The organism is Microbacterium sp. STRO-2N, from assembly GCF_057747775.1.
Genome location: NZ_CM173223.1, coordinates 3,538,292 through 3,549,940, shown reverse-complemented (window position 1 = coordinate 3,549,940; position 11,649 = coordinate 3,538,292). Strand labels below are relative to the sequence as shown.

The 11,649-nt window shown below is 70.1% G+C and carries 10 protein-coding genes; 6 read left to right on the top strand and 4 right to left on the bottom strand.

What is annotated here, in order from left to right:
• The first annotated feature begins 54 nt into the window (after window positions 1-54).
• Window positions 55-792, top strand: coding sequence for a FadR/GntR family transcriptional regulator (locus tag AC3ANN_RS16320; RefSeq protein ID WP_488338433.1), 738 nt, complete (start codon window positions 55-57; stop codon window positions 790-792).
• Window positions 793-819: 27 nt separating this feature from the next.
• Here the strand turns inward: AC3ANN_RS16320 and AC3ANN_RS16315 are convergent, their stop codons facing one another.
• Window positions 820-2,202: a glycoside hydrolase 43 family protein gene (locus tag AC3ANN_RS16315; protein ID WP_488338432.1), complete on the bottom strand. Its 1,383-nt coding sequence runs from the start codon at window positions 2,200-2,202 to the stop codon at window positions 820-822.
• Between the two features lie 153 nt (window positions 2,203-2,355).
• On the opposite strand from AC3ANN_RS16315, the gene AC3ANN_RS16310 reads away from it, so the two are divergent.
• From AC3ANN_RS16310 to AC3ANN_RS16290, 5 genes are all read left to right on the top strand, one after another.
• Window positions 2,356-3,669, top strand: coding sequence for an ABC transporter substrate-binding protein (locus tag AC3ANN_RS16310; RefSeq protein ID WP_488338431.1), 1,314 nt, complete (start codon window positions 2,356-2,358; stop codon window positions 3,667-3,669).
• Between the two features lie 80 nt (window positions 3,670-3,749).
• Entirely contained in the window at window positions 3,750-4,706 is a 957-nt protein-coding gene (locus AC3ANN_RS16305; protein WP_488338430.1) for a carbohydrate ABC transporter permease, read from the top strand.
• Window positions 4,703-5,611 (top strand): carbohydrate ABC transporter permease, encoded by a 909-nt coding sequence (locus AC3ANN_RS16300; protein WP_488338429.1) that lies wholly within the window; start codon window positions 4,703-4,705, stop codon window positions 5,609-5,611. The genes AC3ANN_RS16305 and AC3ANN_RS16300 overlap by 4 nt, the downstream gene beginning before the upstream one ends.
• A complete protein-coding gene (locus tag AC3ANN_RS16295; RefSeq protein ID WP_488338428.1) occupies window positions 5,608-6,252 on the top strand; it encodes a hypothetical protein in 645 nt (214 codons plus the stop codon). The genes AC3ANN_RS16300 and AC3ANN_RS16295 overlap by 4 nt, the downstream gene beginning before the upstream one ends.
• Entirely contained in the window at window positions 6,249-7,181 is a 933-nt protein-coding gene (locus AC3ANN_RS16290; RefSeq protein ID WP_488338427.1) for a nucleoside hydrolase, read from the top strand. The genes AC3ANN_RS16295 and AC3ANN_RS16290 overlap by 4 nt, the downstream gene beginning before the upstream one ends.
• Here the strand turns inward: AC3ANN_RS16290 and AC3ANN_RS16285 are convergent.
• The 3 genes from AC3ANN_RS16285 to AC3ANN_RS16275 form a co-directional block, all read right to left on the bottom strand.
• Window positions 7,154-8,161, bottom strand: coding sequence for a LacI family DNA-binding transcriptional regulator (locus AC3ANN_RS16285; RefSeq protein WP_488338426.1), 1,008 nt, complete (start codon window positions 8,159-8,161; stop codon window positions 7,154-7,156). The genes AC3ANN_RS16290 and AC3ANN_RS16285 overlap by 28 nt on opposite strands.
• Before the next feature lie 101 nt (window positions 8,162-8,262).
• A complete protein-coding gene (locus AC3ANN_RS16280) occupies window positions 8,263-10,047 on the bottom strand; it encodes a DUF5605 domain-containing protein (protein WP_488338425.1) in 1,785 nt (594 codons plus the stop codon).
• 73 nt (window positions 10,048-10,120) lie between these two features.
• A complete protein-coding gene (locus AC3ANN_RS16275) occupies window positions 10,121-11,635 on the bottom strand; it encodes a glycoside hydrolase family 43 protein (protein WP_488338424.1) in 1,515 nt (504 codons plus the stop codon).
• Between the last annotated feature and the right edge of the window lie 14 nt (window positions 11,636-11,649).

Below are 11,649 nucleotides of genomic sequence, written 5' to 3'. Positions count from 1 at the left end.
AACCGGTTGACCAATCGCTGTTGTTCTCCGGTGCGCCTGTCGTATGTTGTTCCCGTGCCCGCCTTTCCGGATGACCGCTCCGCCGAGATCACCGCCGCCCTGGGCGCGCTCCCGGCGGGCACGCCGGTGTCGGAAGTCGCCCGACGGCTCATGGATCTCTTCACCGGCGGCTCCCTCGACGCGGGCACGCGCCTGCCTCCCGAGCGGCAGCTCGCCACCACACTGGGCGTCGGCCGATCTGCCGTGCGCGAGGCGCTCGCCGCGCTCGAGATCCTCGGCATCGTCGACGTCCGCCCTGGTTCGGGGACCTACCTCCGCGGCACGGCGAGCGACCTGCTGCCCCAGACGCTCCGGTGGGGGCTCCTCATCGGCCAGAAGAACACCGCGGAGCTGCTCGAGCTGCGCTCCGGCCTGGAGATCTACGTCGCGCGGCTCGCCGCCGGCCGGGCGACGAGCAGCGACATCGCCGAGCTCTCCGCGTCGCTGCGGCGGATGTCGGCATCCGTCTCGGATCTGAAGGCGTTCGTCCGGGCCGACGCCGACTTCCACAACGCGCTCGCCGCGGCGGCCGGCAACGACACGCTCGTCGACATGCTGCATGTGGTGCGGTCGCTGCTGCAGGTCTACGCTGACCGCGCGGTCCACGACGAGGCCGCCGCGCGCCTGGCGATCGACGAGCACGAGACGGTGTTCCGCGCGGTGGAGGCGCAGGATGCGGATGCCGCGGCCTCCGCGATGGCCGTCCACATGGCGACCGCATCGGCACGCCTGGCGTCCGAGTCGGCCGCGTGACGGCCCGGATCCAGCGCGGCTCGCGCCCTACGGCGTCGCGGCTGGCGCGAGGTCGAAGCGGGCGCCGCGGGCGCCGTGGGCGCTCACGCCGAACTCGACGCCCGTCCACTGGGACGGTGTCGGGCGGAACCACTCACCGGCCGGGTGACCGTCCACGGTGAAGCGCGCGGCCGGACCGTCGAGCTCGACGCCGAGCCGCACGGGTGGCGAGGCGTGGACGATCGTCGGGTCCGCGTCGCCGTCGGCGGGGATGTCGGCGTCGCCGGGATCCGCCGTGATGCGGAGGCGGTGGTGGTCCGCGCCGATCAGCGAGACGGATCCTTCGCCCTCGAGGAGCACGACCTCGATCCGTGCGGCTCGCGCGTCGAGGGGCCGCGCCAGCATGCCTCCTTGGGAGAGGCCGACGCGGGTGCTCGAGGCGGCCGGGTCGACGACGAACTCGCCGGGGTCGGCACCGCGACCGTGCCAGCCGGCGGTGACTGTCGTGTGCGCATCGGCCGATCGCTCGGCGGCCGGCCGTGGTGTGGGATACGGCCAGTCCGCCACCGGTTCGGGGAGGCCGCCCGCTACCGCGGCGCCCACTCGCGGCCAGCCGTCGTCGCCCCACGTCACGGGCTGCAGGTGGAGGATCCGGCCGTGCTGCGGAGTGTGCTGGAAGTGGAGGAACCACTCCTCTCCCTCCGCGCCGACCACCCATGCTCCCTGGTGGGGGCCGTTGATGTCGGTCGCGCCCTGCTCGAGCACCACCCGCTCCTCCCACGGGCCCGCCAGGTCGGGGGAGCGGAACACGTACTGCCATCCCGTCTCGACCCCGCCCGCCGGCGCGAAGACCACGTAGTCCGCGCCGCGGCGGTAGAGCTTCGGGCCTTCCAGGACGGTGCACCCGGCGACGCGGTCACCGTCGATGAGCACTCGCGGCGATCCGAGCGCTCTCGTCAGCCCGGCGTCGACTTCCACGATGTCGAGGCGGTTGGCGAAGCCGGCACGGGATCGGGCCCATCCATGCACGATCCAGGCGCGGCCGTCGTCGTCCCAGAAGGGGCAGGGATCGATGGGTCCGGGGCCTGCGAGAACCTGTCGAGGTCTTGACCAGGGTCCCTCGACGGCCGGCGCTTCGACGACGAAGACGCCGCGATCGGGATCGGCCCACGTGATGAACACCCTCCCGTCGTGCTCACGCAGCGACGGCGCCCACACGCCGCCGCTGGCCTGGACGAGGGGCTGGTAGCCGCCGGCGAAGCCGGCGGGGCGCCACTGCACCAGATCGTCCGAGCGCCAGAGCGGCAGACCGGGCTGTCGGTCGAAGCTCGACGCGACCATCGCGTACCCGCCGCCGGAGAGTGCGACGACGTCCGGGTCGGGTACGTCGAACGCGAGGACGGGGTTCGCATACCGAGATGCGGAAGTCATCTGCACTCCTCCTGAAGGCGCCTGAAGAAACGTTTTCTTGGCTAACCGGTTGACCTCTGCTACCGTACCGGGGAACCGGTTTCTCAGCGAGTCGCCCGACTCGACGACCGGATGCACCCGAGGCAGAGAACATCACTCGAAGAGGAGTAGGACATGGCACAGGCACCGATGCGTCGCGCACGCCGGGCAGTGACGGCAGGACTCGTCGCAGCAGGGCTCGTCGTCACCGCGACGGCGTGCGCCGCCGGAGACGCGAGCTCGGAGGGGGAGACCGACGGCGGACCCGTCACGATCTCGTTCCAGTGGTGGGGCAACGACGAGCGCGCCGTGCTCACCGAGGAGGCCCTCGACGTCTTCGAGGAGCAGAACCCCGGTGTGACCGTCGAGACCTCCTTCTCGGCGATCGACGCCTACATCCCGAAGCTCGCGACGCAGATCGCGAGCGGCTCGCAGCCCGACCTCTTCCTCATCCCGATGGAGTCGGTCAAGGAGTACACCGAGAAGGGCGCGACGACCGATCTCAGCGAGTACGTCGGCGACGTGATCTCGGTGGACGACATCCCGGAGGCGACGCAGAAGATCGGTCAGATCGACGACACCTTCTACGGCTTCACGCTCGGCACCGCCACCTACGCGTGGGCGTACGACCCGATCGCCTTCGAGGAGGCGGGAGTGGACGCGCCCGGACCGGGCTTCACGTGGGACGACCTGATCGACGCCGGCGAGAAGATCCGCGCCGCCAGCGGCGGCGCCAAGGCGGCGATCAGCGACCCGGGCGGCTACATCGCCCACTTCGCGACGTGGCTCGCCCAGAGTGACAAGCTGCTGTTCACCGAGGAAGGCGAGCTCGGGTTCGAGGAGAGCGACCTCGAAGAGTGGTTCGACCTCATGGAGCGCCTGCGTGAGTCCGGTGCCTCGACCGACCCCGAGACCACGTCGACGCTCGACCAGAGCATGCAGAACTCCGGATTCGCGCTGGGCAAGTCGGCGGGCGAGTTCATCGCCGCGTCGATCACCGGCGCCTTCGTCGACACCATCGGCGAGGAGCATGTCGCGCTGGCTCCGTACCCGAGCGACACCGATCGCCTGGGCCTGAGCATGGCGGGCACCAACGTCGCCGCCGTCTCGCCCGAGTCCGAGCATCCGGAGGTCGCCGCGAAGCTGCTGGACTTCCTCATCAACGACCCGGAAGCGGCCGAGATCCTCGGCCTCACGCGCGGCATCCCGCTCAACACGAACAACTACGAGGCGCTCGCACCCACGCTGCAGGGCGGCGACAAGATCGTCAACGACTTCGTGCTCGAGCACCAGTCCGAGTTCAGCGACCCCGCGCCGCTGGCTCCCGCCGGCGTGAGCACCCTGCCCGCCGACTTCACGCTCGCCTACGAGAACATCATCTTCGGCCAGCAGTCCAACGCGGACGCGGCCAAGGCGCTGTACGCGACCTTCGAGTCGGCCATCTCCTGACCCGATCCGGCCGGACCGCCACGCGCGGTCCGGCCGGCCGGGCTTCCCTTTTCCACCAGCGACATCCGAGGAGAGAGCCGATGACGGCGACACTTTCCGAGACCTCGGCGCCGGCTCCCATGCCGCCCGCCGCGGCCCCCCGCGCGAAGCGACGGCAGCGCCGCGACGGCGCCGCCTGGGTCTTCCTGTCGCCGTGGCTCATCGGTGCGGCGCTGCTCACGATCGGCCCGATGATCGCGTCGCTGGTGCTGTCGTTCACCGACTACGACCTGTTCACGGCGCCCGAGTTCGTCGGCACGGCCAACTACGAGCGGATGTTCTTCGAGGACCCGCGCTTCTGGAAGTCCGTCGGGGTCACCCTCAACTACGTGCTCGTCGCCGTGCCGTTGAAGCTCGCCGTGGCCCTCGGCATCGCGCTGCTGCTCAACCGTGCGCGAAGGGGCCAGGGCTTCTACCGGTCGGCGTTCTACGCGCCGTCGCTGCTCGGGGCGAGCGTCGCCGTCGCGATCGTCTGGCGCACGCTCTTCTCGAACGACGGCGTGGTCGACAACACCCTCAGCGCGTTCGGACTCGATCTGGGCGGATGGATCTCGAACCCGTCGCTCGCGCTGTACGTCCTGGTGACGCTCGCGGTCTGGCAGTTCGGCGCGCCGATGGTCATCTTCCTCGCGGGGCTCAAGCAGATCCCGGGGGAGCTGTACGACGCCGCCGCGATGGACGGAGCCGGACGCTGGCGCACCTTCTGGTCGGTCACGTGGCCGCTCCTGTCTCCGGTGCTCTTCTTCAACCTCGTGCTCGAGATGATCGGGGCCTTCCAGTCCTTCACGTCCGCGTACGTCGTCAGCGGCGGCCGCGGCGGCCCGATCGACTCCACGCTGTTCTTCACCCTGTACCTCTACGACCGCGCGTTCACCGCCTTCGACATGGGCTACGCGTCCGCGATGGCGTGGTTCCTGCTGGTGGTCATCGCCATCGTGACGGCCCTGATCTTCCGCAGCTCGCGCAGCTGGGTCCACTACTCGGGAGACGACCGATGAGCACCACCGCCGCGGATCCCACCGCCACCCTCGTCACCGGACGTCCGGTGGAGCGCCGCCGCCGGCCGCAGCGCACGGTCATCGGGTCGATCCTGTGGCACGTCTTCTGCCTCGCGCTCCTGGTGCTGCTGCTCTATCCCGTCGTGTGGCTGCTGGGCTCGTCGTTCAAGCCCGGCACCGAGATCCTCACCAACCCGACGCCGTTCCCGCAGCAGTTCACGATCGAGAACTACCAGATCGCGGTGGAGGGCGTGGCCGGGCTCAGCCTGTGGCAGCTCCTGGGCAACTCGCTCACGATCTCGATCCTCACCGTGATCGGAAACGTCCTCAGCTGCGCGCTCGCCGCCTACGCGTTCGCGCGCCTCGCCTTCCGGTTCAAGACCGTGCTGTTCGCCTTCATGATCTCGACGATCATGCTCCCGATGCACGTGGTGCTGATCCCGCAGTTCATCATCTTCAACGAGCTCGGGATGGTGGGGACGTTCCTGCCGCTCGTGCTGCCGAAGTTCCTGGCCACCGAGGCGTTCTTCGTGTTCCTCATGGTGCAGTTCATCCGCGGCATCCCGCGCGACCTCGACGAGGCCGCGCTCATCGACGGCGCGGGTCCCTACCGGACATTCTGGTCGGTGATCCTCCCCCTCATGCGCCCGGCGCTCATCACGACGACGATCTTCTCCTTCATCTGGAGCTGGGACGACTTCTTCCCGCAGCTGATCTACCTGAACGACCCCGACAACTTCACCCTCCAGCTCGGTCTGCGGCTGTTCGTCGACCAGACCAGCGCGTCCGCGTTCGGCCCGATGTTCGCGATGTCGGTGCTGGCCCTGCTGCCCGTCGTGATCTTCTTCGCGGTGTTCCAGCGCTATCTCGTCGACGGCGTCGCCACGTCGGGGCTCAAGGGATGACCACCGCCGAACGCACGGATCGCGGCCCCGCTCGCCCGGCGGCTCGTCGCCGCGCGCCCGGCGGCCTCGACCCGCACTCCCCGACGTTCCAGCTCTTCTCCGACGTCCTCTACGCGGGCGTGCTGATCTTCGGGCTCTCGCTGCTCGTCGTCACGTGGTTCGCTGCGCTGAGTGCCGGCGTCGAGGCGCTGCGGACCTCGAGGCTCACCGATCGGCACGTCAGCGCACGCGTGCTGTGGAGCGCCTTCGCGAACCGCGTGACGCGGCATCCGATCTCCCACATCGTCGTCCCGAATCTCGTGGCCGCCCTGCTCGTGGTCGACGTCGTGCTGATGCCTTACGTCGCTCCCGGTGAGCTGTGGGCGCTGGTGCTGCCGATCGTCCTCGCGACGGGGCTCGGCGCCGTGGCCCTGCGCGTCGCCGGCACCTGGCGCCGCGACACCGCACCGCGAGTCCTGCTCGCGCGCGCGTGGCGGCGGATGTCGGACGACGCGGCCGGATCCGCGCTGCTGGTGCTCGCGGTGGCCAGCGCAGGTGCGATCCTCGCTGTCGCTCCCATGCTCGTCTTCGTGATGCCCGGGCTCCTCGCGCTGGCCGCTGTAGCCCTCGACCGCGATCCCCAGAAGGAAGTGAGCGCATGATCATCGACGACCCGCGCACCCGCCGCGTCATCATCGACTCCGACGTCAAGAACGAGGCGGACGACCAGTTCGCCGTCGTGCACGCTCTCCTGTCGCCGACGCTCGACATCCGTGGGATCATCCCCGCGCACTTCGGCGACGAGAGGTCGACGACCTCGATGCTCGACTCGCGGGCGGAGCTCGAGCATCTGCTCGACCTGCTCGGCATGCCCGGCGGCGTCGCCGTCGCGAACGGGGCCCCGCACCGGCTGCCGGACGCGCACACGCCCGTGGACAGCCCCGGGGCGCGGCTGATCATCGACGAGGCGCGGCGGGCGGACGCCGGGCCGCTCTTCATCGGGTTCCTCGGTCCGCTGACCGACATGGCGAGCGCGCTTCTGCTCGCGCCCGACATCGCCGACACCGACACGACGGTCATCTGGATCGGCGGTCCGCCGTACGGCGACCGCGAGTGGCGGGGCACGTGGCCCGAGTTCAACCTCCGCAACGACATCCATGCAGCGAACGTCGTCTTCGGCTCGGGCATCGACATCTGGCAGGTCCCGTCGAACGTCTACCGGCTGGCGGGCGTCGGCTACGCCGAGCTCCGCCGCCGCGTCGAGCCCTGCGGCGAGCTCGGCCGCTACCTCGCCCAGACCGTCGTCGACTTCAACACCGCCCACCATCGCGTGCCGGTCGAGTCGCGCTCACTGGGGGATTCGCCGGCCATCGCCCTGATGCTCGATCCGTGGTGCGCCTCGTTCCGCCGTCAGTCGCCGGTGCGGTTCACCGACGACGGGCACTGCGTGCCCTCGGATCGAGGTGGCGACGTGCTCGTGGTCGACCAGATCGACGTGCGCTTCTTCCTGGAGGACATGTTCGCCAAGCTCGCGGAGTTCGGCGAGAGCGGTGCGGCCGCTCGTCAGGCGGGCGCCGGGCCCGTGCTCTGACGCACGATCAGCTCGCCGCGGATCCATACCGGGGCGGCCACCGGTGCGGCCGTCATCGCATCCTTCAGCAGCGCCCAGGCGCGGCCGCCGATGGTGTCCTGCGGTACTGAGACGGTCGTCAGGTGCGGTCGGCTGTAGCGGGCGAACGGGATGTCGTCGACGCCCACGACCGATAGCCGGCCGGGAACGGGGACGCCGAGGTCGTCGAGGCGTGAGAGAAGGCCGATCGCCACCAGGTCGTTGAACGCGATGACTCCCGTGGCTTCGCTGCCGAGCACGGTCTCGGCGACATCCCAGCCGGCGTCGAGCGACGCGCCCACTTCGCGTCGTTCCACGACGAGGTGCGGGTGCCGCACCTCGGCATCGGCGATGCCCTTCAGGCGGAGCCGGTTCGACGCGCTCGTCATCGGGCCGCCCAGGTAAAGAAGGCGGCGGTGGCCCAGTTCCGCCAGATGGTCCGCGACGAGGCCGATGGCGTGCCGGTAGTCCATCGCGAGCTGAGGGATCGCGTCGGAGACACCTCGGTTCACCACGACGACCGGACGGGCTCGGCTGAGCACGGCATCGAGGTCGTCGCCCGACATGCGCGGCGCGCACAGCAGCAGGGCGTCGCATCGCCGGCGTGCGTCGAGCGCGGCGCGGCGCTCGAGCTCGGGGCGCTCTTGCGTATCACCGACGAGCACCTGGAAGCCGTCCTTCGAGGCGGCCAGTGTCACGCCGTGGAGGATCGCCTGGAACATCGGGTTGCCGAGATCCGGCACCAGCAGCGCGACGGTGTTGGTACGACCGAGCGACAGATTGCGTGCGGTCTCGCTCGGGCGGTAGTCCAGCGCGGTGATCGCCTCCTCCACGCGCCGCGCCAAGGCACCGTCGACCGTTGCTCGCCCGTTGAGCACGCGAGACACCGTCGCCCTCGAGACTCCCGCCGCGCGCGCCACGTCTGCGATCGTCGCTTCACGCCCGGTCTCTGCCCGCGTCATGCCTGGTCTCCTTCTGACGGCGGTGCGGTAGACCGACCGTGATTCCGCTGCCTCATTGTAGGCGGGAAACCGGTTTCAGCGAGGGATGGAGTGTCGGGCCGTCAATCGCCGTGGCGGATGAGGCGGACGGCCATGAACGGGCGGCCGGGCAACGGCACCCGCACGGTCGCGCGGTGCGTGCCCTCGAGCCGGTCGATGGTCATGTTCCACGTGTCGATGACGTCGACGGTCCATGCGCCGTTCGGCAGCACGAGGTTGCGGAACCGCGGTCGATTGAACCCGAAGTAGCCGACGCGATGCGACTCCGCGCCGCCCCACGGCACGTCCCAGTCCGAGGGGAGCGGGTTCCAGACACCGTCGGGCGCCTCGGCGAGCAGGCGTGCGAGGAACCCGATGCGGTCGGGGGACGTGCCGTGCAGCACGCCGCCCTTCGACCACCACAGCACCTCCGCGTCGTCCTCGATCGCGGAGACCATCGCTCCGCCCGCGGCGACCGGCAGGTAGGTCTCGCCGTGCCCGACGTATCCGCCGCGAACGGCGCCCTCCCAGAACCGGCGCACCATCTCCTCGCCGGTGATGTTCCCCCACCCCTGGTCGATGTCGCCCTCGTACGCGCACTCGTCGATCACGACGGGCTTGCCCCATCGTTCGCGCCACTCGTCGGTGTTCTCGGCGGTGCGGTAGACGTCGACGCGCTGGATGCTGACGTGCGTGATCCACGGCCGGGAGTAGTCGTAGAGCGGACGGCAGTTGTGGATCGAGTTGAGGTGTCCGAATGGATCCTCTTCGGCCACCACCGCGGCGAGGCGCTCCCAGTCGGCGCCCGTCTTCGACCACAGCAGGTCGTACTCGTTCGCCATCGACCACCAGACGTTCGAGAAGGCGGCCAGGCGCCGCACGACGTAGCGGAGGTAGCGCTCGTCGACCGCGGGACCGAGGTCGGCGAAGCCCCAGCGGTCGTATGCGTGGAACAGGATGAGATCCGCCTGGATCCCCAGCTCGCCGAGCTGCGCGATGCGCTGCTCGAGCCGCCGGAAGTGGGCGGGATCGAACCGCTCGAGATCGAAGCCGTCGGCGAGTGACCCGGGGAACACGAAGTCGCGGGGCTCGTTGGCGTTGAAGAGGTACGACTTGGGGAACAGGCACATGCGCAGCTTCGTGAACGGCGCCTCGGCGAGTGTGCGCAGCGTCTGCTCCTGCAGGTCGTCGGGCTGGTGCGTCCACGCGTACGCGGTCGTGCCGAGCGGGCGGTGGCGCGTTCCATCGGCGTGGCGGAAGTGGAAGCCGTCCACCCGCACGGGCCCGTGGCTTCCCTCGCGCGCCGGTGTCACCGTCACGGTGCCCGACAGTCCGTCCAACGATCGAGCAGTCGACCGCGTGACGAAGGTCCACGGGCCCTCGGCGTCGGCGAGGGCGCGCACCGCGTACACGCCGTCGCCGTCGTAGAACCCGCCCACGCGCACCGTCGAACCGTCGGGGCGCGCGAACACCGCGTCGAGTTCGACGTCGACGAACGGATTGCCGTGCCATGGACCCTGGAACCGCACCTCGAGCACATCCCATTGGGCGGTGGGGGCGGGGAGGGCGACGGATGCCGAGCCCCGCGCCACGTCCTCGCCCTCATAGCCCGGATCGGGCTCGACAGCCGGCGCGTACGGCGGCCGTGCGGTGTCGCCGTCGTCCACGGTGGCGAGGGCAGTCCACAGTCGCTCCTGTGCGACGGGATCTTCGAGCGCCGGAACGAGCGCCACGAGCTGCCCGAGACGCGCGCCGCGGAACTGCGCCGCCATCGGCGAGGCGGCGATGCCGGGGAGGTGCGTCTCGAGCACGGCGCGACCGGCCGGGCTGTCGAGGGTGTCGCCGAAGGTGGAGGCGCGGTCGAACATTGTCGTTCTCTTCCTGGTTCGGTGCGGAGAAGGTCGGAGGGTTGGTCGAATGGTCAGTCGGCGGCGGCGTCCGTCATCCGTCGTGTCCTTCGGCGACCCAGCGTGCGACCGCCACGTCGCCGGCGACGGCGTAGACGCCGACGACACGGCCCGTGAACGACTCGGTCGTCTCCGCGGAGAGGAATCGCCCGTCGACCTCGGCGAGGTCGACCCTCTCGCCGTCGATCGTCGCCGCCAGATGGATGACATCGCTCGTTCGTGGGAGGCCGTTCGTTTGTGTGGGCGGTCGCGACTCGACATGCAGATCCAGGATGCCGCCGCCGAACGGCGCCCGCCACTCCTGCACGAGACCTCCGATGACGGCCCGCGCGACGACGTCGTGGTCGCCGGCCTCGATCTCGACGTGAAAACGCTCGTCGTAGCGCACGGCGACGCCGCCGACGCCGGCTGAGGCGTCGATCGTCACGGTCACGGCATTCGTCAGGTGCTCCTGCCGGCGACCGACGAAGACCGGGCGCGGATCGTCGAGCGTGCTGCCGTCGCCGCGCAGCGTGAGCCAGCCCGGCCGTGTGGCGAGGTCGGCGTGATCTGCGGGCAGCGCGCGCACGGCGATCCACTCTCCGTCGAGCACCCGGTCGCGTCCGAAGTCGATCTCGACCCGCGTGCCGGGGCGCGGGTTCAACATCACGGGGTCGATCACGGGCCAGCCGTCGTCCTCCCAGCGCACGGGCGTGACGAACGTCTCGCGCCCGAGCGCCGAGAACGCGCGGGTCATGCTGCGTGGTCGCACGCCGAGCAGGACGCACAGCCATTGTCCGTCCGGGCCGACCACGAGGTCGCCATGCCCCGTGTTCTGGATGGGGCGGATCGTGGAGCGCGCCGAGACGAGCGGGTTGTGAGGGGCAGCCTCGAAAGGCCCCTCGGGCGAGTCGCCACGGGCGATCGAGATGCCATGTCCGCGCTCCGTGCCGCCCTCGGCGATCATGAGGTACCAGTGATCCCTCACCCGGTAGAGGTGCGGTGCCTCCGGGAACTGGCCACCGGTGCCGGACCACAGTGATCGCGGCTCCTCGAGGGCCACGTGTCGGTCGAGATCGACCTTCGCCTGCTGGATGCCGAGATGCTGCCCGACACTCTCGCCGCCGAGGATCAGCCCGGAGAAGGTGATGTACGCCGTGCCCTCGGCATCCCATGCGATGTCGGGGTCGATGCCGTCGAGCGACGCCGAACCGTCGGGCTGGAGGATGAGGTCGCCGTCGCTCCACGGGCCGGCGGCGTCGGTCGCCGTGAAGTGGAGCATGCCGCGACCCATCGCGTCGGTGACGACGAGGTGGAAGACGCCGTCGCGATGGCGGAGGGTCGGCGCCCACGCCCCACCCGCAGTGGGGACCGTCTCCACCGCCAGCTGACCGGGCCTCGTCGCGACGTGGCCGATGAGCTCCCAGGTCTCGAAGTCGGTCGACCGATGGATCGGGATGCCGGGCAGGTACTCGAACGTCGACGTCGCGAGGTAGTAGACGCCGTCCACCGCAACGACGCTGGGGTCGGGGTGGAAGCCGCCGATGAGCGGGTTGTGGAGCGTGGTCACGAGTCTCCTTGGAC